Annotated in this window: 21 protein-coding genes; 12 read left to right on the top strand and 9 right to left on the bottom strand. The window is 71.8% G+C overall.

Annotated features, from left to right (window positions below; all coding sequences use genetic code 11):
* The first annotated feature begins 59 nt into the window (after positions 1 to 59).
* Positions 60 to 1,391, top strand: a complete 1,332-nt coding sequence (locus tag H516_RS20540) for an FAD-dependent oxidoreductase (RefSeq protein WP_022890620.1) — start codon at positions 60 to 62, stop codon at positions 1,389 to 1,391.
* A gap of 36 nt (positions 1,392 to 1,427) precedes the next feature.
* Here H516_RS20540 and H516_RS0115485 read toward each other — a convergent pair whose 3' ends face one another.
* Positions 1,428 to 1,844, bottom strand: coding sequence for an arsenate reductase ArsC (locus H516_RS0115485; RefSeq protein WP_022890619.1), 417 nt, complete (start codon positions 1,842 to 1,844; stop codon positions 1,428 to 1,430).
* Between the two features lie 106 nt (positions 1,845 to 1,950).
* Between H516_RS0115485 and dapE the strand changes: the two genes are divergently transcribed.
* From dapE to H516_RS21895, 5 genes are all read left to right on the top strand, one after another.
* Positions 1,951 to 3,042: a succinyl-diaminopimelate desuccinylase gene (gene dapE, locus H516_RS0115480; protein ID WP_022890618.1), complete on the top strand. Its 1,092-nt coding sequence runs from the start codon at positions 1,951 to 1,953 to the stop codon at positions 3,040 to 3,042.
* Positions 3,043 to 3,107: 65 nt separating this feature from the next.
* Positions 3,108 to 3,584: a helix-turn-helix domain-containing protein gene (locus H516_RS0115475; protein ID WP_022890617.1), complete on the top strand. Its 477-nt coding sequence runs from the start codon at positions 3,108 to 3,110 to the stop codon at positions 3,582 to 3,584.
* Entirely contained in the window at positions 3,581 to 3,970 is a 390-nt protein-coding gene (locus H516_RS22555) for a ribonuclease HepT family protein (RefSeq protein WP_022890616.1), read from the top strand. The genes H516_RS0115475 and H516_RS22555 overlap by 4 nt, the downstream gene beginning before the upstream one ends.
* Positions 3,967 to 5,172, top strand: coding sequence for a hypothetical protein (locus tag H516_RS0115465; protein WP_022890615.1), 1,206 nt, complete (start codon positions 3,967 to 3,969; stop codon positions 5,170 to 5,172). The genes H516_RS22555 and H516_RS0115465 overlap by 4 nt, the downstream gene beginning before the upstream one ends.
* Positions 5,173 to 5,273: 101 nt before the next feature.
* A complete protein-coding gene (locus H516_RS21895; RefSeq protein ID WP_022890614.1) occupies positions 5,274 to 5,447 on the top strand; it encodes a DUF3117 domain-containing protein in 174 nt (57 codons plus the stop codon).
* 217 nt (positions 5,448 to 5,664) lie between these two features.
* Here the strand turns inward: H516_RS21895 and H516_RS0115455 are convergent, their stop codons facing one another.
* Positions 5,665 to 6,297, bottom strand: a complete 633-nt coding sequence (locus tag H516_RS0115455; RefSeq protein WP_022890613.1) for an O-methyltransferase — start codon at positions 6,295 to 6,297, stop codon at positions 5,665 to 5,667.
* A gap of 91 nt (positions 6,298 to 6,388) precedes the next feature.
* Between H516_RS0115455 and H516_RS0115450 the strand changes: the two genes are divergently transcribed.
* Positions 6,389 to 6,784 (top strand): sec-independent translocase, encoded by a 396-nt coding sequence (locus tag H516_RS0115450; protein ID WP_022890612.1) that lies wholly within the window; start codon positions 6,389 to 6,391, stop codon positions 6,782 to 6,784.
* A gap of 54 nt (positions 6,785 to 6,838) precedes the next feature.
* Here H516_RS0115450 and H516_RS0115445 read toward each other — a convergent pair whose 3' ends face one another.
* The gene (locus tag H516_RS0115445; protein WP_022890611.1) at positions 6,839 to 8,389 is read right to left on the bottom strand and encodes a succinic semialdehyde dehydrogenase; all 1,551 of its coding nucleotides are present in this window, start codon (positions 8,387 to 8,389) and stop codon (positions 6,839 to 6,841) included.
* Positions 8,390 to 8,444: 55 nt separating this feature from the next.
* On the opposite strand from H516_RS0115445, the gene H516_RS20535 reads away from it, so the two are divergent.
* Together H516_RS20535 and H516_RS0115435 are read left to right on the top strand one after the other, a co-directional pair.
* Positions 8,445 to 9,920, top strand: coding sequence for an MFS transporter (locus tag H516_RS20535; RefSeq protein ID WP_022890610.1), 1,476 nt, complete (start codon positions 8,445 to 8,447; stop codon positions 9,918 to 9,920).
* Positions 9,917 to 11,500, top strand: a complete 1,584-nt coding sequence (locus H516_RS0115435; protein ID WP_022890609.1) for a pyridoxal phosphate-dependent decarboxylase family protein — start codon at positions 9,917 to 9,919, stop codon at positions 11,498 to 11,500. Before H516_RS20535 ends, H516_RS0115435 begins: the two co-directional genes overlap by 4 nt.
* Before the next feature lie 564 nt (positions 11,501 to 12,064).
* Here H516_RS0115435 and H516_RS0115430 read toward each other — a convergent pair.
* From H516_RS0115430 to H516_RS0115420, 3 genes are read right to left on the bottom strand one after another with little or no spacing between them, the layout of a single operon-like run.
* Positions 12,065 to 13,285 carry an Mrp/NBP35 family ATP-binding protein gene (locus H516_RS0115430; protein WP_022890608.1) on the bottom strand — a complete coding sequence of 407 codons (1,221 nt, stop codon included), beginning with the start codon at positions 13,283 to 13,285 and terminating at the stop codon, positions 12,065 to 12,067.
* On the bottom strand, positions 13,275 to 13,796 hold the full coding sequence (locus tag H516_RS0115425; RefSeq protein ID WP_022890607.1) for a DUF1003 domain-containing protein: 522 nt from the start codon (positions 13,794 to 13,796) through the stop codon (positions 13,275 to 13,277). Before H516_RS0115425 ends, H516_RS0115430 begins: the two co-directional genes overlap by 11 nt.
* Positions 13,783 to 15,111 carry a magnesium transporter MgtE N-terminal domain-containing protein gene (locus H516_RS0115420; RefSeq protein WP_022890606.1) on the bottom strand — a complete coding sequence of 443 codons (1,329 nt, stop codon included), beginning with the start codon at positions 15,109 to 15,111 and terminating at the stop codon, positions 13,783 to 13,785. The genes H516_RS0115425 and H516_RS0115420 overlap by 14 nt, the downstream gene beginning before the upstream one ends.
* Before the next feature lie 79 nt (positions 15,112 to 15,190).
* Here H516_RS0115420 and H516_RS22550 point away from each other — a divergent pair, with 79 nt between their 5' ends.
* Both H516_RS22550 and H516_RS0115410 read left to right on the top strand, forming a co-directional pair.
* Entirely contained in the window at positions 15,191 to 15,979 is a 789-nt protein-coding gene (locus H516_RS22550; protein WP_022890605.1) for a YflT domain-containing protein, read from the top strand.
* A gap of 46 nt (positions 15,980 to 16,025) precedes the next feature.
* Positions 16,026 to 16,406: a TIGR02611 family protein gene (locus tag H516_RS0115410; protein WP_084620742.1), complete on the top strand. Its 381-nt coding sequence runs from the start codon at positions 16,026 to 16,028 to the stop codon at positions 16,404 to 16,406.
* 51 nt (positions 16,407 to 16,457) lie between these two features.
* Here the strand turns inward: H516_RS0115410 and H516_RS20525 are convergent, their stop codons facing one another.
* Together H516_RS20525 and H516_RS0115400 are read right to left on the bottom strand one after the other, a co-directional pair.
* Positions 16,458 to 18,032: an aminopeptidase P family protein gene (locus tag H516_RS20525; RefSeq protein WP_022890604.1), complete on the bottom strand. Its 1,575-nt coding sequence runs from the start codon at positions 18,030 to 18,032 to the stop codon at positions 16,458 to 16,460.
* A 93-nt stretch (positions 18,033 to 18,125) separates the two neighbouring features.
* Positions 18,126 to 19,151: an endonuclease/exonuclease/phosphatase family protein gene (locus tag H516_RS0115400; RefSeq protein ID WP_022890603.1), complete on the bottom strand. Its 1,026-nt coding sequence runs from the start codon at positions 19,149 to 19,151 to the stop codon at positions 18,126 to 18,128.
* Positions 19,152 to 19,253: 102 nt separating this feature from the next.
* Here H516_RS0115400 and H516_RS0115395 point away from each other — a divergent pair, with 102 nt between their 5' ends.
* Positions 19,254 to 20,153, top strand: coding sequence for a PHP domain-containing protein (locus H516_RS0115395; protein WP_022890602.1), 900 nt, complete (start codon positions 19,254 to 19,256; stop codon positions 20,151 to 20,153).
* A gap of 642 nt (positions 20,154 to 20,795) precedes the next feature.
* On the opposite strand, the gene H516_RS0115390 is transcribed toward H516_RS0115395, so the two are convergent.
* The gene (locus H516_RS0115390) at positions 20,796 to 22,319 is read right to left on the bottom strand and encodes a DEAD/DEAH box helicase (protein ID WP_022890601.1); all 1,524 of its coding nucleotides are present in this window, start codon (positions 22,317 to 22,319) and stop codon (positions 20,796 to 20,798) included.
* Positions 22,320 to 22,342: the final 23 nt, after the last annotated feature.

The raw sequence follows: 22,342 nt of genomic DNA, 5'->3' as shown, positions 1-22,342 counted from the left end.
TGATTCCATACTGACGACATCGAAGTTCATCGATATCGCTCGATATTCAGGAGGATGCAGTGACGCTGATCGAACTGACCGCCCGGCCCGCGACCGACGATCATCATCTGTCGACCCTGCCGGTGGTGATCGTGGGCGCCGGTCCGATCGGGCTCGCCGCGGCCGCGAACCTCGCCCTGCGCGGCATCGACTTCGTCGTGCTCGAGGCCGGCGACGGCATCGCCGACAGCGTGCGGGCCTGGGGGCACACCCGGCTCTTCTCGCCGTGGAAGCACCTCGTCGACCCGGCGTCGAGGCGGTTGCTCGAGGCGCAGGGCTGGGAGCTGCCCGACCCCGAGCGTGCGCCGGCGGGCCGCGAGCTCGTCGACGCCTATCTCGCGCCGCTCAGCCGACTCGAGCCGATCGCCTCGCGAATCCGTACCGGCGCCGAGGTGCTCGCGGTCAGCCGCGAAGGCATGGACCGCACCCGCACGTCCAAGCGGTCGACCACTCCCTTCCTCGTGCGCCTGCGCACCGCGGCCGGCGTCGAAGAACTGACCGCCCGCGCGGTGATCGACGCCTCGGGCACGTATCGCACGCCGAACTCCCTGGGCTCGAGCGGGCTGGCTCTGCTCGGGCTCGACGAGATCGCGGACCTCGTGCAGCCCGCCCTGCCCGACGTGCTCGGGCGCGATCGCGACACCTTCGCCGGACGACACACGACGGTCGTCGGCGCCGGCCACTCTGCGGCGAACACGCTGCTCGGGCTCGTGCAGCTCGCGCGGGAGGTGCCGGGCACCCGGGTCACCTGGCTGATCCGCAACGCCCAGGCCGTCCGAGTGTCGTCATCGGCTGACGACGGGCTCGCCGACCGCGCGAAACTCGGGGGCCGCGTCGACGCCGCAGTCCGCCGCGGCGACGTCGAGCTCGTCGACGGATTCGAGATCCTCCGCGCCCGCCGCGCCGGCGACGGCGTCGAGCTGGTCGGACAGCGTTCCGGCGAGTTGGCGGTGCACCCGAGCGACCTCGTCGTGAACGCGACGGGCTTCCGACCCGACCTCGACCCGCTGCGCGAGATCCGACTCGACCTCGACGAGATCGTCGAGGCGCCGAAGCGGCTCGCACCGCTCATCGATCCGAACGTGCACTCGTGCGGCACGGTCGAACCGCACGGCTTCGCCGAACTCACGCACCCCGAGCACGGCTTCTTCATCGTCGGAATGAAGTCGTACGGCCGTGCGCCGACCTTCCTGCTCGCCACGGGGTACGAGCAGGTGCGCTCGGTCACCGCCTGGATCGCCGGAGATCTCGCGGCCGCCACGAACGTCGAACTCGTGCTGCCCGCGACGGGGGTGTGCTCGACCGATCTCGGCGGCGCCTCGAGCTGCTGCTCCTCGAGTTCGGGCTGCTGAAGCTCTCGGCGGCGCCGTGAAGCCGGTGCTCGCCGGTCAGGCGCCCGAGCGCTCGGGGAGCAACTCGGCGAGGAGGGCCTCGACGCGGCCGCGGATCTCGTCGCGGATCGGGCGCACGGCCTCGATGCCCTGCCCGGCGGGGTCGTCGAGCTGCCAGTCCTCGTAGCGCTTTCCCGGGAAGATCGGGCAGGCGTCGCCGCAGCCCATCGTGATGACCACGTCGGAGTCGCGGACCGCGTCGGTCGTGAGCACCTTCGGCACATTGTGCGTGATGTCGATGCCCTGCTCGGCCATCGCCTCGACCGCGACCGGGTTGATCAGCTCCTTCGGCTCCGAGCCGGCCGAGCGCACCTCGACCCGGTCGCCGCCGAGCTCGCGCAGGAATCCCGCAGCCATCTGCGAGCGGCCGGCGTTGTGCACGCAGACGAACAGCACGGTGGGCTTCTCGGGCATCGGCGGGGCTCCTCGGGCTCGAAGGACTCTTGAAGAACCTCAGTCTAAGCGGGCCCGCGTCCGCGACGCCGGGCCGGACGGCCTCCCACGCGAATAGACTCGGGGGATGCCTGCCGACGCTCCGCTCTCGCTCGATCTCACCGCCGACTCGGTCGCCATCACGCAGGCGATCTGCGACATCCCGAGCGAATCCGGCGACGAACGGCTCCTGGCCGACCTCGTCGAGCGCGCGCTCGCCGGGGCATCCCATCTCGAGGTCATCCGCGACGGCGACACGATCGTCGCCCGCACGAACCTCGGCCGCGAGCGGCGGGTCGTGATCGCGGGGCACCTCGACACGGTGCCGATCAACGGCAACGTGCCGACCCGCGTCGAGACGATCGACGGCGCCGAGTACCTGTGGGGGCGCGGCACGGTCGACATGAAGGCCGGTGTCGCCGTGCAGCTGAAGCTCGCGGCGGAGCTCACCGATCCAATCGTCGACCTCACCTGGATGTGGTACGACCACGAAGAGGTCGCCGCCTCCCTCAACGGGCTCGGCCGGCTCGCGCGCAATCGGCCTGAGCTCTTCACGGGCGACTTCGCCATCCTCGGCGAACCCTCGAACGGGCAGGTCGAGGGCGGGTGCAACGGCACCCTCCGCGCCGAGGTGCGCACGAGGGGCCTGCGCGCGCACTCGGCACGCAGCTGGGTCGGCGACAACGCCATCCACAAGCTCGCGCCCGCGCTCACCCGTCTCGCCGAGTACGAGGCCGAGACCGTCGAGGTCGACGGGCTCGCCTACCGCGAGGGGCTCAACGCGGTGCTCGTGCGCGGCGGCATCGCGGGCAACGTCATCCCCGACGAGGCGGTGCTCACCGTGAACTACCGCTTCGCGCCGAGCCGCAGCGTCGCCGAGGCATCCGCCCATGTTCGCAAGGTCTTCGACGGCTTCGATGTCGAGATCGTCGACAGCGCCGAAGGTGCGCGACCCGGGCTCGACGCACCGCTCGCGCAGCAGTTCGTCGCGGCGGTCGGTGCCGAGGCCCGACCCAAGTACGGCTGGACCGATGTCGCCCGCTTCAGCGCCCTCGGGATCCCCGCCGTGAACTTCGGTCCCGGCGACCCGCTGAAGGCGCACGCCGACGACGAGCGCGTCGCGACGCAGCAGATCGTCGAGAGCGAGCGGGCGCTGCGCGCCTGGCTCTCCGGGGCGTGAATGTCGGACCGGGTTGCCAAGGGCGCGTGAACCGCGCGTATTTCATGACTGATATACTCGGTCGCATGGTGCGGTTCGATCCGGCCGAGGCGCCGTCGCTGATCTCGGCAGCCCGCAGAGACGCCGGGCTCACCCAGGCGACCCTCGCAGCACGAGCCGGCATCTCCCAGCCGAACCTCGCAGCGATCGAGCGCGGGAGCCGCGCGCCTTCTGCGAAGATGCTCGCACGCATTCTCGAGGTCGCCGACTACCGTCCGTCGATCGCGCTCGAACTGCATCGCGATCGCATCCGCGCCGCCGCCGCGGCCCGGCAGATCAGCGGCTTGCGCGTCTTCGGATCGATGCTGCGCGGGGAAGATCGCTTCGACAGCGACATCGACCTCTTCGTCGATACGACCACGGGCGCGGGCATGATCCCGCTCGCGGCATTCGCGGCCGAGGTCGAGCGACTCACGGGCTTCCCGGTCGACGTCGTCGACGCCGAAAGCGCGGCCGCGACCGCGCTCGGTGCAGAACTGCTCGCTTCGGCAGTGCCGCTGTGAGCGATGGGGGCGACCGCTTCGTTCCGAGGCCGCGGTCGACCGGCGACGCCCGGGGGTCGACCGATCGGCGTAATCTCGCCGACGAGCTCGCCCGTGTCGAGCGGCGGCTCGCCGAACGGGTGATCGGGACTCCGCGCACGGAATTCTCCGACGGGGCGGCGTCGTACGACGCCGCATCGATGGTCGTCGTCCGCCTCTTCGGTCTGCTCGAGCGACCGGACGCCTCGGGGTTGCGCGAGCGCCTGACGCCCGATGAGTTCGCCGCGCTTCGGACCATTCGGAACATCGTCGCGCACGGCGGGTACGCGACGATGAACGACGAGGTCTTCTGGCTCACGGCGACACGAGACCTGCCCGATATCGTCGCTCGGCTGCGAACCGCATGAGCTCGTCGACGGCGCTTCGCGTGCGATGGCGCCTCACCCCGTGGTGGGCGAAGGTCGCCGCCGTGTACCTCGCCGCGCGTGCGCTGACCACCGTCATGGTGCTCGACGTCGCCGCGCGTCAGGGCCCGAACGCCTGGACGGGCGCCCAGCCGGGGTATTTCGACTTCGCGAACATCTGGGACGCCCGCTGGTACCAGATCATCTGGATCGCCGGGTACCCGTCCGAACTCCCCGTCGGCGAATCCGGCCACATCGGCGAGAACGCGTGGGCGTTCCTGCCGCTCTTCCCGCAGCTCACGGGCGCCGTCACCTGGCTCGGGCTGCCCTGGAATGCGGCATCCGTCACCATCGCCGTGCTGGCGGGCCTCGGCGCCGCGCTGGTGTTCCACCGCCTGATGTCGCGCTTCCTCGAGCCCGACCGCGCACTGTTCGCCGTGGTGCTCTTCGCGATCGCACCGGTCTCCCCGATCATGCAGTTCGGCTACGCCGAATCCCTCGGGTTCCTGTGGGTCGCGCTCGCGCTGCTCCTCCTCGTCGATCGGCGCTACGGATGGCTCGTGCCCGTCGTCGTGGCGTGGTCGTTCACGCGTCCCGGGGCGCTCGCCTTCGCGCTCACGCTCGCGCTGCACTTCATCTGGCGGTGGTGGCATCGCGCCCGCGACCCGTTCCCGGTGCGCGAGCAGCTCCTCGTCATCGCCGTCGGGCTCTTCACCGCCGCGGTCGGCTTCGCCTGGCCCCTCGTCGTGTGGGCGGTCACGGGCGTGCCCGACGGCTACACCGCGACCGAACTCGCGTGGCGGGCCGGGTACCTCGGCCACAAGGAGCTCGTGCCGTTCACCGCCTGGTTCCAGGGTGGCGTGTGGTGGGCGAACTGGGTGGGGCTGCCCGCGTGGTTCGGCATCGGCGCGGTCGTCGTGCTCGTCGCGACCCTCGCGGCCGTTCTGTTCCTCCCGGCGGTCCGGCGCCTCGGCGTCGACATCAGGTTCTGGCTCGCCAGCTATGCGCTGTACCTGCTCGCCGTGTTCTTCCCGCAGTCGTCGACCTTCCGCATCGTCTCGCCGATGTTCCCGATCGTGGGGGCGCTCGCCGTGCCGCGCGCCCGGTGGTACCGCTGGTCGGTCGTGGTGCTCTTCGTGGCGCTGCAGTACGCGTGGATCGCCCTCGTGTGGCGCATCGACACCTATGACTGGACGCCGCCCTGATCGGCGAAATACCCCGTCCGGTTATCCACATTCTCGGGGTGATTTCCCAGCACCGCCGCAGATGGCCGATAATGGAATCTCAGCCACGAAAGGGGAGCTCAATGGCGGCCATGAAGCCACGCACCGGAGACGGGCCTATGGAGGCTGTGAAGGAGGGTCGACTCATCATCGTGCGCGTGCCGCTCGAAGGTGGCGGTCGTCTCGTCGTCTCGGTGAACGACGCTGAGGCCAAGGAGCTCTACGACGTCCTCGCCGGCGTCGTGAACCCTGCCTGAGTCACACGCACCACGACTGCGAGCCCCGAGGACGTTCTCGGGGCTCGAGTCGTTAACGGACGCGTGCTGTTTCTCAGGAGCGCCGTGCTGTTGCTCAGGAGTCGAGTACTCGGGGCGCGGCGCCGAACACCGGAATTCCGGGCGTGGGGGTAGCCCGCGACATCCGCGCCTCCTGAGAAACCCCGGTGTGTTCCTGAGAAACTGGCGGACCCCGGCGTCAGGCCCCGAGCTTGACGATCTGCAACAGGCCCTCGCCCGCGGGCGAGATCGCCGTCGCCACCGCCGTCGAGGGGGCGAGTTCGGCGATGAGGGTGCGGAACGCGCTCGCCGCCTCGTCGCGCTTGGCGGGGTCGGCGACGCGACCCTTCCACAGCGCCCGGGCCACGAGCACACTGCCGCCGGGCTTCGCGAGGCGCAGGCCGTGCTCGGCGTACTCGATGACCGACGGGGCATCCGCGTCGATGAAGACGACGTCGTAGGAGCTCTCGTTCATTCGCGGGAGCACCTCGCCCGCGCGCCCGGCGATGAGTCGCACGCGGGCCGCCGTGATACCTGCGTCGGCGAAGTGCTGGCGGGCGTGCTGCTGGTACTCGTTCTCGGTGTCGATCGAGGTCAGCATCGCGTGCCGGGCCGCCTGAAGCATCCAGAGGCCCGAGACGCCGACGCCCGTGCCGACCTCGATGATCGAACTCGCCCGCGACGCGGCCGCGACGACGGCCAGCTGCGCACCGACCGCCGGGGAGACCGGATCGACGCCGAGCTCGAGGGACTGCTGACGCGCCTTGACGATCGGTTCGGACTCGACGACCGACTCGTCGGCGTACTTCCAGTTCAGGTCGTGATCAGACACGTTGCGGCTCCCTGGTGGCTCTCTCAACACCCCAGCCTACGGGCCGCGGCGCGTGGCGTTCGCATGCCTCGCCGCCGACTATCCTGTAGGCATGTTCGGTCTGACGTTCGAGAAGCTCCTCATCATCGGGGTGATCGCCGTCTTCCTCCTGGGCCCAGAACGGCTGCCGCACTACGCCGCGCAGCTCGGGCGACTCGTGCGATCGCTCCGCGACATGGCGAGCGGCGCGAAAGACCGCATGCGCGAAGAGATGGGCCCCGACTTCGACGACGTCGACTGGAAGAAGCTCGACCCGCGCCAGTACGACCCGCGTCGCATCATCCGCGAGGCGCTGACCGACGTCGATCCCTTCGCCGAAGAGGCCGCCGCCGCGCCGGTTGTCGCGCGTGCCGGCGTCAACGAGAACTCGGCCTACCTGCAGCGCAAGCGCAAGCGCGAGTCGCTCGGCGCCGACGAGCCCGCGCCCTTCGACTCCGAAGCCACCTGAGCGGCGCGGCGTCGGCCCGCGCACAAGGGGGCGAAGGGATGCCTCGCGCCCGCGTCAGGCGCGGCGGACGGCCTTCAGCGCCCGCGCGAGCAGCAGCAGCAGCGGCGCCTGGGCCTCGTACTCGTCGGAGGTGCGCGGCAGTTGCAGCAGGCCCGTCGACCGCGAGATCGTCACCGGCTCGACGAAGCGCAGCAGACCCGCCTCGCCGTTGCGACGCCCGACACCCGACTGCTTGACCCCGCCCATCGGAGCGGCGACCGAGGCGAACGCACCGCGGTAGCCCTCGTTGATGTTGACGCTGCCGGCCGCGAGCGAATCGGCGACGCGCTGCCCGCGACGGGGCGAGCCGGTGAACACGGCGGCGTTCAGCCCGTAGTGGCTCGCGTTCGCGGCGAAGACGGCTTCGTCGTCGCTCGAGACGAGGTAGAGCGAGGCGATCGCCCCGAAGGTCTCCTCGGCGTAGAGGTCCATCTCGGGGGTGACGCCCGTGAGGATCGTCGGCTCGAACACCCACGGCCCGAGGTCGGGGCGTGCCTTGCCGCCGACGAGCACCGTCGCACCCTTCGCCACGGCGTCGGCGAGATGCGCCTCGACGCGTGCGAGCTGGGCGGCGCTCGCGAGCGAACCGAAGTCGGCGCCGAAGCCGAGCGAGGTGCCGAGCTTCGCGCCGCGCAGGCGCTCGATGAGCGCCCGCTGGAACTCGCCGGCGATCTTCTGGTCGACGTAGATGCGCTCGATCGAGACGCACAGCTGGCCCATCGCCGAGAAGCAGGCGTGGGCGGCGTTCGCCGCCGCTTCGGCGGGGTCGGCGTCGTCGAGCACGAGCAGCGGGTTCTTGCCGCCGAGCTCGAGCGAGGCGCCGACGAGACGGCGCCCCGCCTTCTCGGCGATCCTGCGGCCGGTCGCGGTCGAGCCGGTGAAGCAGATGTAGTCGGCCTCGTCGGTGAGCGCCTCGCCGACGTCTGCCACGTCGCCGGCGACGACGGCCCACAGCGACTCGGGGACGCCGGCGTCGATGAAGGCGCGACGCAGCGCGAGGATCGACAGCGCACCCTGGTCGTCGGCCTTCTGCACGACGGCGCAGCCGGCTGCGAGTGCGGGCACCACGTCCATCGCGGCGAGGCTCAGCGCGTAGTTCCACGGGGTGATGACACCCGCGACGCCCTTGGGTGCGAAGCGCACCCGGGTGGTCGCGACGGTCGGGATCCCGGAGCGGACGGCGCGGCCGCGCAGCACCCCGCGGGCCGCGATGGCGTTGTAGCGGGTCACCGAGACGGCCTGGAAGATCTCCTCGATGCCCTGTCCGCGGGTCTTGCCGCTCTCGAGCTGGATGAGGTCGAGCAGCTCTTCGCGGCGCTCGAGGATGAGGTCGTGCGCGGCGAGCAGGATGCGGCGGCGGGCGGCGAAGCCGGCCCGAGCCCAGGAGAGCTGCGCGAGGCGAGCCCTCGCGATCGCGTCGCGAACATCGGCGGCGTTCGAACGGGGCAGTTCGTGCAGCGTCTCACCGGTCGAAGGGGTCGGCACGGCGATGGTCTCGGAGCCCGACGCGACGACGTCGTCGCTCAGGCTGCGGAGGAGGTCGGCGGGGGCGGTCTGGGCGCGCATGCGCACAGTCTAGGACAGTTGACCCAGTCGCTCGCCGAGTGAGTACACTGCCTCCATGACCGCAGCGGAGCGCCCCCTGTCCCGCGGCGTCGTGGCCCGCTACGCGATCGGATCGCTCGGCACCGGTGGCTTCGCGACGCTGCCCGGACTCGTCCTCGTGTACTACCTGACCGACACGCTCGGCGTCAGCGCGCTCATCGCCGGTCTCGTGGTCACCGCGGCCAAGGTGTGGGACGTCGTGATCGACCCATGGATCGGCGCCCGCAGCGACCGGGTGCTCGCCGGCCGCGGCACCCGCCGCACGGGGATGCTCGTCGGCGCGCTCGCCCTGCCCGTCGGTTTCGCGCTCACCTTCGCCGTGCCGCCGGGCGTCTCACCCGCGGCATCCGGCGTCTGGGTCTTCATCGCGTTCCTCGCCACGGCGACCGCCTTCAGCCTCTTCCAGGTGCCGTACATCGCCCTGCCCGCCGAACTCACCCCCGATTACGACGAGCGCACGCGGCTGTTGACCTGGCGCGTCGTGGTGCTCACCCTCGCGATCCTGCTGTTCGGCGCCGGCGGCCCCGAGATCCGTCGCGCGTTCGACGACGAGGTCACGGGCTACCTCGTGATGGCGATCGTCGCGGGCGTCGTCATCGGCGTCGGCATGCTGATCGCCGCGGGCACGGCGAAGCGGTCGGATGCCACGGGCCTCCGTCGCACCGACGAACTCCCGGCGGCCGGCCGGCCGCCCGCGGAGCCGGCCGCAGACGGCTACCGCGAGGGCTTCCGGGCGCTGCGCCGCAGCCTGCCGTTCCGGGTGCTGCTCACGGTCTTCGTGCTGCAGGGCCTCGCGACGGGCCTCATGCTCGCCGGGGCGCAGTTCGTCGCGACGTGGGTGCTCGAGTCGGAGGCGGCCGTGACCCTGCTGTTCGTCGCGCTGATCGCGCCCGCACTGCTCGTCGCCCCGGCGTGGGGCGTGCTCGCTCGCAGGATCGGAAAGGAACGCGCGTTCCGCATCGCGAGCCTCGTGTTCGCGGCGGCCACGCTCTGCATGGTGCTCCTCGTCTGGCTGCCGGGGTCGTGGGTGTACCTGCCCGTCGCGGTCGCCGGCGCGGCCTACGCGGGCATGCAGTCGCTGCCGATGGCGATGCTGCCAGATGTCATCTCGCACGACGCGCGCATGACGGGCCGCGAGCGCGCCGGCAGCTTCGGCGGAGTGTGGACGGCGGGGGAGACGGCCGGCATGGCGCTCGGCGCGACCCTGCTCACCCTCATGCTCGCCGCGACCGGGTACCTCGAGTCGACCGGCGCCGAGACCGTGATGCAGGCGCCCGCTGCGATCGCGGGGATCGCGCTCTCGTTCAGCCTCGTGCCGGCCCTGCTCGTCGTCGCGAGCGTCGTGGTGCTGCGCCGCTACCCGTTGCGGCGGGGCGATGTCAACGTCGACCCGCCGAGCAGCACCGAACCGCAGCATGAGGCGTCACCGTACGGCCCGACCGCCCCGAGGGCGCCGAGCACCCCCGACACGACCGATGGGAGCACCCGATGAGCGGGTTCCGCCGCGAGGCATCCGACATTCTCGACGAACTCGACGCGCTGCGCTCGGCCGATGCGCCGACGCACGGCGGGCGCGTCCTCTCGTACGTCTACGACTCGGGGCTCGCCGCGCTCGACGAACTCGCCGCCGAGGCGGCCCGCCGCGTTCAACCGGTCAACGGGCTCGACCCGACGACGTTCGTCTCGGTCGCCGCGATGGAACGGAGCGTGGTCGGCTTCGCCCGCCGGGTGCTCGGCGGTGACGGCGGCGAGGCGGAAGCCGGTCGCGGCGAAGCCGAGGTCGTCGTCGGCTCGGTCACCTCCGGCGGCACCGAGAGCTGCCTGCTCGCGGTGAAGTCGGCCAGGGACACCTGGCGCGCGGCCCGGCTCGGATCGCCGCGCGTGCCGCGCCTGGTGGCCCCGGTGACGGTGCACGCGGCGTTCCGCAAGGCGGCGCACTACTTCGGCCTCGAACTCGACCTCGTGTCGGTCGACCCGGCGACGGGCACGCTCACGCCCGCGGCGATCGAGGAGCGGCTCGGTGACGACGTCGCCCTCGTGGTGCTCAGCGCGCCCTCGTACCCGTTCGCGAGCCTCGATCCCGTCGCCGATGTCGCGGCGATCACCGCAGCGCGCGGCATCGCTCTGCACGTCGACGCCTGCATCGGCGGGTTCGCGCTCGCGTTCTGGCCCGAGCCTCTGCCCGCCTGGAACCTCTCCGTGCCCGGCGTGACGAGCGTCTCGGCCGATCTGCACAAGTACGGGTATGCGCCGAAGGGCGCGTCGGTCCTGCTGACCCGCGGACGCGATCGGCAGCGCCACCAGTACTTCGCCACGACCGGATGGCCCGGGTACCCCGTCGTGAATCCGACGATGACCGGCTCGAAGCCGGCGGGCCCGCTCGCTGCGGCCTGGGCGATCATCGAAGCCCTCGGCGAGCCGGGCTTCACCGAGCTCACCGCGCAGGCGGCGCGCGCGACCGCGGCGCTGCGCGCCACGATCGACGGAATCGAGGGGCTGCGGGTCGTCGGTTCGCCCACCGGCCCGCTGCTCGCGGTCGCCACCGACGAGGACGCGCCGGCCACCTCGCGCGTCGACCCCCACCACTGGGCGGATGCCGCACGCTCGGCCGGCTGGCAGCTGCAACTTCAGCCCGGGCTCGGCCAAGCCGACGGCACTCGGCTGCCGCACACGACGCACCTCACCGTGACGCCCGTCACCGAACGGGTGCTGCCCGAACTCGTCGCGGCGCTCGTGAGCGCCGCCGACGAAGTCAGAGGCATCCCGCAGATCGACGGCGGCGCCGCGCTCGCCGGCCTCGTCGAGGCGCTGCCGGGCTTCGTCGGCGACGACGGCGGGCTGTCCGCGCTCGCAGGGGACGAGGTGCTCGCCGGGCTCGCGGCCGGCCTCGATTCCGACGGCGCCGCCGCGATCCTGGGTGCCGCCGGACTCCTCGGCGGCGAGGGCGCGCTGCCCGACCGGCTCGCACCGGTGCTCGCGCTCGTCGAGGCGCTGCCCGGGCCGCTCACCGAGCGCCTGCTCGTCGAACTGCTCGCCCGCGTCGTCGAGCCGCCGGCTGCCGTCGGGCGCTGATCCTCCCGGCCGGACCGAGATTCCGTTCGAGCTCTGCCAGTTGCGCCTCATCGGTGGGGTGGAGTCGGCTTGTCGTCTTGTCGTCTTGTCGTCTTGTCGTCTTGTCGGCGGTGCAGTGTTGGGGCTGTGTCGTCTTGTGGGTGCTGTGCCAGTTCCGCCTCATCGGTGGGGCGGCTCGCGTGGGTCGGTGGTGGGTGGATGGACCCGATGGAGAAGGATCAGGCAGAAAGTCCGGGCTGCGTCCGGTGCAGCGGGCCCGACTCGGTTCCTTCGATGAGGGGGAACTGACTTTGCGAATTCCGGAGCTTTCGCCCAGCGATGGCGAGCGGGGCCCGAGTGAGCGCGCTTGGTCGACATCCTCGCACCGGCCCGGCCGGCGGCCGAGGGTCTACTCCGTCCCGTTCCGTCGATGAGGGGGAACTGACAGAGCGAATTCCGGAACCCTCGCCGAGAAATGGCGAACGGGCGTCGAGTGCGCGTGCCTGGTCGGCGCCACTGCCTCGTGCACCGGCCCGGCCGCGTGCCACGTGCACCGCTCTGCGGCAGCAGCACGTGGCATCCGACTCATCGGACCGAGACGTCGAGTCGGCGCCCCGCGAGTGAACGGGGCATCGCCGAGAGCTGCGCGGCCACCTGCTCGATCGCACGCGCCGCCGGATCGTCGGGCGAGGCGACGACGACCGGGACGCCCATGTCGCCGCCCTGACGCAGCGCCATGCTGAGGGGCACGCTCGCGAGCAGCGGCACCGGCTCGCCCCCGCCGGCGCCCGCCGAGAGCCGCTCGGCGACGAGGGCGCCGCCGCCCGAACCGAAGAGCTCGAGCAGGGTGCCGTCCGGCTGCACGAGCGCGGCCATGTTCTCGACGACGCCGACGATGCGCTGACCCGTCTGCCGGGCGACGACGCCCGACCGCTCGGCGACATCGGCCGCAGCCGCCTGTGGGGTCGTGACGACGACGACCTCGGCGTTCGGCAGCAACTGCCCGAGCGAGATCGCGACGTCGCCCGTGCCGGGCGGCAGGTCGACGAGCAGCACGTCGAGGTCACCGAAGTACACGTCGGTGAGGAACTGCGAGAGCGTGCGGTGCAGCATCGGCCCGCGCCACGCCACCGCCGTCGACGAGGCGCGCCCGCCGGGGGCCGCGGGCTCGACGAACATGCCGATCGAGATCACCTTCACGCCGTGCGCCACGGGCGGCAGGATCATCTCGTCGACCCGCGTCGGGCGGGCGGCGAGGCCGTCGTCGTCGACGAGCCCCAGGAGCCCGGGAATCGAGAAGCCGTGCACATCGGCGTCGACGAGACCGACCGCGAGGCCGCGGGCGGCGAGCGCCACGGCGAGGTTCGCCGTGACGGTCGACTTGCCGACGCCGCCCTTGCCGCTCGTCACGGCGATCACGCGTGTCAGCGAGCCGGGGCCGAACGGGTTGGTGCGCGCCGCCCGGCCGCCACGCAGTCGCTCGGTGAGCGCGGCGCGCTGCTCGGGGGTCATCACCGAGAGCTCGACCGCGGCGTTGCCCGCCCCGGCGACCGACTCGGCGGCCTGCCGCACGTCGCGTTCGATCCGGTCGGAAGCGGGGCATCCGACGATCGTCAGCCTGATGCCCACCTCGACGAGGCCGTTCTCACGCTCGACGACGCGATCGACCATGTCGAGCTCGGTGATGGGCTTGCGGATCTCGGGGTCGATGACCGATTCGAGGGCGCGCAGCACAGCCTGCTCGAGCGGCGAGGCCGTCGAGGCGGGGGAAACGGGCGCGTCGGGCGTGCCGGTCTCATCCGGCATGCTCGGTCTCCTCTTCGTCGCGGCGGTCGAGCTCCTCGAGGATCGCGCGCAGCTCGGCGCGAATGAACTCCTTCGACGCCAGGTCTTTCACCGCGAGGCGCAGGGCGACGACCTCGCGGGCGAGGTACTCGGTGTCGGCGAGGTTGCGCTCGGCGCGCTGGCGGTCCTGCTCGATCTGCACCCGGTCGCGGTCGTCCTGCCGGTTCTGCGCGAGCAGGATGAGCGGCGCGGCGTACGACGCCTGCAACGAGAGCATGAGGGTGAGCGCGGTGAACCCGATTGCGATGTCGTCGAAGCGCCAGGCCGACGGCGCGAACGTGTTCCACGCCATCCAGCCGATGGCGAACACCGACAGGCCGACGAGGAACCCCGGCGTGCCCATGCCGCGCGCCACCCACTCGGTGAAGCGGCCGAAGCGATCGTTGTCGGCAGAGCCGCCACGGAAGGGGGCGGTGCGGCGGATGCCCTTCGGCGTGTCGAATCGACGGTCTTCCGACTCAGTGCGTGCCATCTGCTCCCCTCCTTCCGTACGGGATCGGGATGCTTCCCGTCGTCAGCTGCGCCCGCGTGGTCGTGCGCTTGGCCAGCTCGTCTTCTTCGGGGTGACTTCGCCAGTCGTCGGGCAACAGGTAGTCGAGCACGTCGTCAATCGTCACCACCCCGACGAGTCGGTGTTTCTCGTCGACGACCGGCACCGAGACGAGGTCGTAGCTCGCGAGGATGCGGCTGACCTCGGCGGCCGAGGTGTCGGCCCGCACGGGCTCGAGGCCCTGGTCGATCAGGGTGCCGAGACGCTCGTGGGGCGGGTACCGGAGCATCCGCTGGAAGTGCACGATGCCGAGGAACCGGCCGGTGGGCGGCTCGTACGGCGGCAGCGTCACGCAGACCGCGGCGCCGAGCGCGGGCGGCAGATCGTGGCGGCGGATGAGGGCGAGCCCCTCGGCGACCGTCGCGTCGGCCGACACGATGATCGGCTCGGTGGTCATGAGTCCGCCCGCGGTGTCGGGCCCGTAGGAGAGGAGGAAGCGGACGTCCTCGGCCTCCTCCGGCTCCATGAGCTCGAGGAGGTGCTCGCCGCGCTCCTCGGGAAGCTGGGCGATGAGGTCGGCGGCGTCGTCTGGCTGCATGTGGTCGAGCACGTCGGCGGCACGGTCGTCGCCGAGACCCGCCAGGATGACGACCTGGTCGGCCTCGGGCATCTCTTCGAGGACGTCGGCGAGCCGGTCGTCGGGGAGCTCCTCGGCGACCTCCTGGCGCCGCTGCGCGGGCAGGTCGAGCAGGGTCGACGCGAGGTCGGCCGGCTTCAGCTCGGAGTAGGTCGCGATGAGCTGCTCGGCCGACTGCGCCTCACCGGTCGCGAGCTGCTCGCGCACCTCGCGCCAGGTGACGTACGCCGACTGGCCCTTCGAGAACGGCGAGGCGCCCTTGGGTCGGCGCACGAAGAGCTGGTCGACCTCCCACTCGCCGGGCTCCTGCTCCTCGATCGCGACGTCCTCGATGGTGGCCGTTCCCGAACCGTCGTTGAAGAGCACCTTGCGGCCGAGCATCTCGGCGATGACGCGCACCTCGCCGCCGCGCTGCTCGAAGCGCCGCAGATTGATGAGCCCGGTCGTGATGATCTGGCCGCCGCCGATCGAGGTGACCCGCCCGATCGAGACGAACACGCGGCGCTTGCCGGGAATCTCGACGATGAGGCCGACGACGCGCGGAGGGTCGCTCTTGCGGTACACGACGAGGACGTCGCGCACCTTGCCGACCCGATCGCCGGCGGGGTCGAAGACGGCGCACCCGGCGAGTCGGGCGACGAAGACTCTCGTTGCGCTCACGGTTCCAACTTAGCCCCCGGATGCCTCGTCGCGGGCCTCATCCAGGCCGTCGGGCCGCGGGGCGTGGGAGAATGGCCCGGTGACCAACCAGACGCCGTTCGGCGGCCGTGCCGGCCGCGAGTTCCCGACCCTGCCGAAGGGCGAGACGGTGGCGAGCTTCGAGAGCTACGCCGAGGCGCAGGCCGCGGTCGACCGACTCTCGAAGGCCGAGTTCCCCGTGAAGGAGCTGGCGATCGTCGGCACCGACCTCACGAGCGTCGAGCGCATCACCGGCAAGCTGAGCTGGAGCCGCGCGGCCGGGGCCGGAGCGCTGTCGGGGGCGTGGTTCGGCCTCTTCCTCGGGCTCCTGTTCTTCATCTTCGCCCCGTCGGGCGCCTCACTGGGCATCCTCGGCGCGGCGGTGCTCATCGGTGCCGGGTTCGGCATGATCTTCAGCGTCGTGTCGTACTCGCTCAACCGTCGCCGTCGCGACTTCACCTCGGTCATGCAGGTGCTCGCCACCCGCTACGCCATCATCGCCGAGCCCGCGCACGTGGCGCGGGCCCGCAACGTGCTCGGCACCTCGGGTCAGGTCTTCCCACCTGCACCGGGTCAGACGAACGATGCCGCGGCAACGCCGCCTCCGGCCGTGCCGGCGGTGCCGCCCGCCCCGGCGGAGCCGAGAGCGCAGGGGGCTTCTGCCGATGCCGGAGCCGCCCCGGCCGACGGCGCCGACGGCGAGGCATCCGCCCCCGTCGCCGAAGCGCCGCGCGGGCTCACCTACGGCGAGGCGCAGGACGCCGCCCGCCGCGCCGCCCGGGAGGCACGCGAGGCCGAAGCCGAACAGCGCGCCCGCCGCGCCGCCGAGGCCGGCGACGGCGAGGCGTAGCCCTCCGGCTCGGCCGACTCCCAGAGTCGCGATATATCGTGATGTCATGACACGCCGCGCGAGGGATGAGCCGCGGGCCGCACTCGAACTCGAGATCGATCGTGAGATCGCCGAGGGCGAGCGGGCCGATCGTCCGCTGCGACGGCTCCTCCGAGACATCCGGCACCGCATCGACGGCCGGCCGCTGCTCCGCCGCAGCTACCGGGTGATCGTCGGCATGCTCGGCGGAGCCATCGCGGTCGGCGGACTGCTGCTCGTACCGCTGCCCGGCCCCGGCTGGCTCGTCGTGTTCCTCGGCCTCGCGATCCTCGGCACCGAGTTCGCGTGGGCGAAACGGCTTGCGGCGTTCACGAAGCGCCAGCTCGCCCGCTTCTGGGCGTGGTGGCGGGCTCGCCGCGCCGCGCGTGCGGCGAATTCGGCGGGTTGACTCCGCTCGGCCGCGTGCCGCGAGGAGGACGACCGCCCAGACGAGCCGAGATCAGCCGCGGGCGCCCTGCACCCACGCCTCCACGGCGTCGGCCGTACGCGGAATGCGCACCGAGAGGTTCTCGGCGCCGTCGGCGGTGACGAGGATGTCGTCCTCGATGCGCACGCCGATGCCGCGGAACTCGGCCGGGACCGTGAGGTCGTCGGGCTGGAAGTACAGGCCCGGCTCGATCGTGAAGATCATGCCGGCCTCGATCACGCCGTCCATGTAGAGCTCGCGCCGCGCCTGCGCGCAGTCGTGCACGTCGAGACCGAGGTGGTGGCTCGTGCCGTGCACCATGTAGCGGCGGTGGAACTGGTTGTCTGGCAGGAGCGACTCTTCGGCGGAGACCGGCAGGAAGCCCCACTCGGCGGTCTTGCGTGCGATGACGGCCATCGCCGCGGCGTGCACCTCGCGGAACACGATTCCGGGCTTCACGATCGCGAACGCCGCGTCGGCGGCCTCGAGCACGGCCTCGTAGACCTGGCGCTGCACGGGCGAGAAGGTGCCGTTCACCGGGAAGGTGCGCGTGATGTCGGCCGTGTAGTACGAGTCGAGCTCGACGCCCGCGTCGAGCAGCACGAGATCGCCCGGTACGACGGGGCCGTCGTTGCGGGTCCAGTGCAGGATCGTCGCGTGCGGCCCTGCCGCAGCGATCGAGCCGTAGCCGACGTCGTTGCCGTCGAGCCGGGCCCGGGTCGCGAAGACGCCCTCGATGACGCGTTCGCCGCGCACCTCGGCGGTGATGCGGGGGAGTTCGGCGAGCACCTCGCCGAATCCGCGCTCGGTCGCGTCGATCGCGGCGCGCATCTCGGCGATCTCGTACTCGTCCTTCACGAGTCGCAGCTCGCTCACGACGCGCGCGAGTTCGCCGTCGGGCTCGTGGTCGCCGCCGACCTCGAGCGAGAACGCCGCGTCCTGGGCGTTCTCGCTGAGCACGCGCTCGGCGGCGAAGCGGATGCGGGCGTGGTCGACGCGCTCGGTGATCGCGGCGTCGGCCTCACGCACGACGAGGGTGGCCGTGTCGATCGCGTTGACGACGGCGTCGAAGTCGAGGATGTCACGCGTGGCGACCGCGAGGTCGGCGGCGACGTGCGCGACGGAGGGACGGGGGCCGATCCAGAACTCGCCGATCGCGGGGTTGGCGTAGAACTCCTCGGAGTCGCGGCCCGCTCGCTCGCGGAAGTACACGGTCGCCTCGTGACCGGTGTCTCCATTCGGCTCGAGCACGAGGACCGCACCGGGCTCGGAGTCGGAGCCCCAGCCGGTGAGGTGCGCGAACGCCGAATGCGCCCGGTACGGGTAGTCGGTGTCGTTCGCGCGCTGCTTCATGTCACCCGCGGGGATGACGAGGCGCTGGCCCGGGAACGCGGCGGAGACCTTCGCGCGACGCGCGGCGGCGTTCGCCGCCTGGGGTCGTGCCTGCGGCAGCGTCTCATCGCGATCGGCCCAGCCGCTGCCGATGAAGTTCTTGAAGCCCTCGGAGCCGGGCGTCGTCGACCGATTCGCGTTGCGCCCGGCCTCGTCGCCGTTCGTCGTGGCCGAGGCCGCGGTCTCAGTGGTGGAGGTGTCGCTCGAGTTCGCCATGACTCCATTCTCGCACCGGCGCAGGCGGTCGAGGAGCGAGGCACGAGCGTCTCGAGACCCGGTCGCGGCGGTTTCGAGACGCGTCGCCGCTCCTCAACCCGCTCGAGTCAGCGTCGAGACGATCGGGCGGTGGTCGCTGCCCGCGTCGTCGAGCGTGCCGATCACCTCGAAGCGATCCACCGTCCAGCCGGGCGTCGCGAGCACGTGGTCGATCGGGCTGCCGAGCAGCTCGGGCAGGTCGGTCGGCCAGGTGCCGAGCGCGGCCGAGCCGGCCGCGACCGCGGCATCACGGCACCGGCTGAGGTCACCGCCCTCGACGCCGCGACCGGCGAAGTGATCGACGGTCGCATTGAAATCGCCCGCCATGATCACGTTCTCGCCGGCGCACTGCTCGGCCAGCCAGTCGAGGTCGCTGCGCCAGTTGCGCAGCTCCCAGCGGATCGGCGCGACCGCGTGCACGGCGACGATGCGCGGGCCGTCGCCCGAGACCGGCTCGGCGACGACGCTCGGCAGGGTGTTCGTGTTGCCGGGCGGGCCGGGCGCCTCGGCCGAGACGACCTCGTAGTCGCCGAGCTCGGGGCTGATGAGCAGCGTCGTCGATCGCGCCTTCGCCACGTCGTCGTACGCGAGCGTGTGCACCCACATCGGCGACCCGCCCTCGCGCATCGCGATCGCGACCTCCTCGCCGAGCGGGTCGGTCGTCTCGGGCAGCACGACCACGTCGGCGCCCTCGTCGAGTGCGAGGCCCGCGATGGTCGACGCGTCGGGCACCTCGCCGAGCGTGTTCCACGCCAGCACGGTGACCGAATCGGGCGGCGTCGTGCCCGTGGCATCCGTGCTGCCTGTGCCGCGCACCGCGAGCACCGCGACGTTGCCGCCCGCGAAGAGGGCGAAGACGACGGCCATCGCGGTTGCGAAGCGGCGCGCGCGACGGGGGATGGCGAGCAGCGCGAAGATCACCGCGACGACGGCACCGCAGACCGCACCCACTCCACGGAGCGCGACCACGTGCGCCGCGATCCACTGGTTCTGCAGGCCGAACGCCTGCGGCCAGACGAGCACGAGCGCGACGGCGGCGGTGCCGAGGACGACGGCCCAGCCGAGGATGCGGGGGAGCATTCCACCCACACTAGGTGCACCGACTCTGGGAACGCCCGGTGAGCCTCACGCGAAGGCCGATCCGCGAAGGTCGGCCGCATGGGGCGTCGATAGCATGGGGGGATGTCAGATGCCCCCGCCGTTCCAGGCGAAGCCGACCTGCACACCCACTCGACGGTGTCTGACGGAACCGAGGCGCCGGCCGAGCTCATGCGGCAGGCCGCCGCGGCCGGGCTCTGGGGCATCGCGCTCACCGACCACGACTCGACGGGCGGCTGGGCCGAGGCGGCGGCCGCGGTCGCCGAGACGGGTGTCGCCCTCATTCCGGGCATGGAGCTGTCGACCCGCGAGGGCTTCGCGAGCGTGCACCTGCTCGGCTACCTCATCGACCCGCTCGACGAGGTGCTCCTCGCCGAGACCGCGCGCATCCGCGAGTCGCGCCTCACCCGTGCCGAGCAGATCGTGCGCCGCATCGGCCGCGACTACGACCTCAGCTGGGACGATGTGCTCGCTCAGACCGCCGACGGCGCGACCATCGGCCGCCCGCACATCGCCGACGCACTCGTCGCGCGCGGGCTCGTCGAGACGCGATCGGCGGCGTTCTCCGGAATCCTGCACCCGAGTGCGGGGTACGCGCAGCCGCACTACGCACCCGACCCGCTCACCGGGGTTCGCCTCATCCGCGGGGCGGGCGGAGTGCCGGTGCTCGCGCACCCCGGCACCCGCGGCGCCGAGCGGATCGTGCCGCCGGCGCGGCTCGCGCAGCTCGTCGACGCCGGGCTCTTCGGGCTCGAGGTCGACCACCCCGAGAACCAGGAGGACGCGAAGCCCCGGCTGCGCGAGCTCGCCGAGCGGTTCGGGCTCGCGATCACCGGCTCGAGCGACTACCACGGCACCGGCAAGACGAATCGACTCGGGGAGTGCCGCACCGCCCCCGACATCGTCGGTCAGCTCATCGCCGAAGGGCGCGGGTCGGAGCTGGTGCTGCCCGGGTCGCGCGATCGAGCCTCGCTTCTCGACTGAAGCAGCTTTCGGCGATCGAACCCCGTTCATTCGTGGCTCGGTTGCGGATTCCGTCTTCGATCGTGGTGCCCACTCCTCCTCCACCGACCCAAGCCGGGCTCTCGTCCCCCCCGGAGTGTCTCGGCGGAGCCTGCGCCGGCATCTCAGGACGAGCATGTCGCCATGGCATCCTCGTTCACAGACGGAACGCACCGGTTCGTGCTCGCCCGCGATGCGGCTGCGCACGGCCGCGAGAGCGAGCTGCGGCCGACATCGCGGCAGGTCGACTCCAAGCGTCCGGGTCGGCGTCGACCGCCGAGCGGGCGAGGCGCCGTTGCTCCCTCGCGAGCGCCACGCCGAACTCACGAGGGCGGCCGCCCTCTCGCTCGCGCGACCGATCTTCACCGCGTATTCGGCGGCCGCGCTGCTCGGGCTGCCGATCCTCTCACCGCAGTGGCCCGAGGCGATCGACCTGCTCTCCCCGTACCGCAACGACGCGCTCGCCGCCACCGACGCGGCGCTCCGAGCTCCGCGGCATCCGAACGATCCACCCGCCCGCACGACGCTCGCGCAGTATCGCCCGTCGTGCGTCGGCTGGTCGCGCTCGGGGTGCCGCGTGCGGCGCCTCGAGCGTCACGCGGGTACGAGTGGTCGCGGGGCCCGTCAGGCCTGGGGCGCGGTCGAGGCCGAACCCGCGGCGCCGCTGCGCCCGGCGCCGCCGCGGCGGCGGCGACGGCGGGGAGCCGGCTTGCCGTCGTGGTGCTCGTGCCCCTTGCCGTCGTGGGTGCCGGTGCCCGGCTCCTTCGCCACGGGGGTCTCGCTCGAGGTTTCGGGCGAGGCCGACTCGCCCGAGGTCGGCTCGCCGGCGCGCGTGCGACGTCGGTTGCGGGTGCGCGGGGCGCGCTCGCCGTCACCCTCGCGGCGCTCGCCGCCGTCGCGGCGCTCGACGCGCTCGCTCCGGCCGGCGGTGCTCGAACGGGTCGCGCTCGCCGCGGGAGCGGCGGGCTTCAGACGCCCCTTGGTGCCGGCGGGGATGTCGAGGTCGCTGAACAGGTGCGGGCTCGACGAGTAGGTCTCGGTCGGCTCGGGCTGCCCGAACTCGAGGGCGCGGTTGATGAGCGCCCACTTGTGCAGGTCGTCCCAGTCGACGAACGTGACGGCGATGCCGGTCTTGCCGGCGCGGCCGGTGCGGCCCGCGCGGTGCAGGTACGTCTTGTCGTCGTCGGGGATGGTGTGGTTGATCACGTGCGTGACGTCATCGACGTCGATGCCGCGCGCCGCGACATCCGTCGCGATGAGGACGTCTTTCTTGCCGGCCTTGAACGCCGCCATCGCGCGTTCGCGCTGGTCTTGATTGAGGTCGCCGTGCACCGCCGCGGCGTTGAATCCGCGGTCGTTGAGCTCCTCGACGAGCTTGGCCGCCGCGCGCTTCGTCCGCGTGAAGATGACCGTCTTGCCGCGACCTTCGGCCTGGAGGATGCGCGAGATCACCTCGTCCTTGTCGAGCGAATGCGCGCGGTACACGAGGTGCTTGATGTTCGCCTGCGTGAGGCCCTCGTCGGGGTCGTTCGCACGGATGTGGATCGGCTTCGACATGAAGCGGCGCGCGAGCGCGACGATCGGCCCGGGCATGGTCGCCGAGAAGAGCATCGTGTGACGCACCGCCGGCACCTTCGAGAAGATCTTCTCGATGTCGGCGAGGAAGCCCAGGTCGAGCATCTTGTCGGCCTCGTCGAGCACGATCTCCTGCACCTCGCCGAGGTTCAGGAGACGCTGGCTCGCGAGGTCGAGGAGACGCCCGGGGGTGCCGACGACGATCTGCGCGCCGGCCTTGAGCTGCTCGATCTGACCCTCGTACGCCTTGCCGCCGTAGATCGAGACGATCGTCGTGGGCCGGTTCGAGGTGGCGAGCTCGAGGTCCTCCGTCACCTGCACCGCGAGTTCGCGGGTCGGCACGACGACGAGCGCCTTGACGCCGTGCGCGGGGTCGTCGCCGAGGCGCTGGATCAGCGGGAGGCCGAACCCGAAGGTCTTGCCGGTGCCGGTCTTCGCCTGGCCGATGATGTCCTGCCCGGAGAGGGCGAGGGGGATGGTCTGCTCCTGGATGGGGAAGGCATCGATGATGCCCTTCCCGGCGAGGGCGTCGACGATGTCGGACGCGATGCCGAGCTCGGTGAAAGTGGTCACAAATCTGCCTGTCGGTCGTGCTT

The sequence above is a fragment of the Agromyces italicus DSM 16388 genome (assembly GCF_000421545.1).
GTDB lineage: Bacteria > Actinomycetota > Actinomycetes > Actinomycetales > Microbacteriaceae > Agromyces > Agromyces italicus.
Note: the sequence above shows the minus strand (reverse complement) of the source record. Positions and strands in the feature narration are given on the sequence as shown.

Coding starts and splice junctions, on each gene's coding strand:
- H516_RS0115485 (WP_022890619.1), bottom strand. CDS start 1,844: ATGCCCGAGAAGCCCACCGTGCTGTTCGTCTGCGTGCACAACGCCGGC.
- dapE (WP_022890618.1), top strand. CDS start 1,951: ATGCCTGCCGACGCTCCGCTCTCGCTCGATCTCACCGCCGACTCGGTC.
- H516_RS0115475 (WP_022890617.1), top strand. CDS start 3,108: ATGGTGCGGTTCGATCCGGCCGAGGCGCCGTCGCTGATCTCGGCAGCC.
- H516_RS0115465 (WP_022890615.1), top strand. CDS start 3,967: ATGAGCTCGTCGACGGCGCTTCGCGTGCGATGGCGCCTCACCCCGTGG.
- H516_RS21895 (WP_022890614.1), top strand. CDS start 5,274: ATGGCGGCCATGAAGCCACGCACCGGAGACGGGCCTATGGAGGCTGTG.
- H516_RS0115450 (WP_022890612.1), top strand. CDS start 6,389: ATGTTCGGTCTGACGTTCGAGAAGCTCCTCATCATCGGGGTGATCGCC.
- H516_RS0115445 (WP_022890611.1), bottom strand. CDS start 8,389: ATGCGCGCCCAGACCGCCCCCGCCGACCTCCTCCGCAGCCTGAGCGAC.
- H516_RS20535 (WP_022890610.1), top strand. CDS start 8,445: ATGACCGCAGCGGAGCGCCCCCTGTCCCGCGGCGTCGTGGCCCGCTAC.
- H516_RS0115435 (WP_022890609.1), top strand. CDS start 9,917: ATGAGCGGGTTCCGCCGCGAGGCATCCGACATTCTCGACGAACTCGAC.
- H516_RS0115430 (WP_022890608.1), bottom strand. CDS start 13,285: ATGCCGGATGAGACCGGCACGCCCGACGCGCCCGTTTCCCCCGCCTCG.
- H516_RS0115425 (WP_022890607.1), bottom strand. CDS start 13,796: ATGGCACGCACTGAGTCGGAAGACCGTCGATTCGACACGCCGAAGGGC.
- H516_RS0115410 (WP_084620742.1), top strand. CDS start 16,026: ATGACACGCCGCGCGAGGGATGAGCCGCGGGCCGCACTCGAACTCGAG.
- H516_RS20525 (WP_022890604.1), bottom strand. CDS start 18,032: ATGGCGAACTCGAGCGACACCTCCACCACTGAGACCGCGGCCTCGGCC.
- H516_RS0115400 (WP_022890603.1), bottom strand. CDS start 19,151: ATGCTCCCCCGCATCCTCGGCTGGGCCGTCGTCCTCGGCACCGCCGCC.
- H516_RS0115395 (WP_022890602.1), top strand. CDS start 19,254: ATGTCAGATGCCCCCGCCGTTCCAGGCGAAGCCGACCTGCACACCCAC.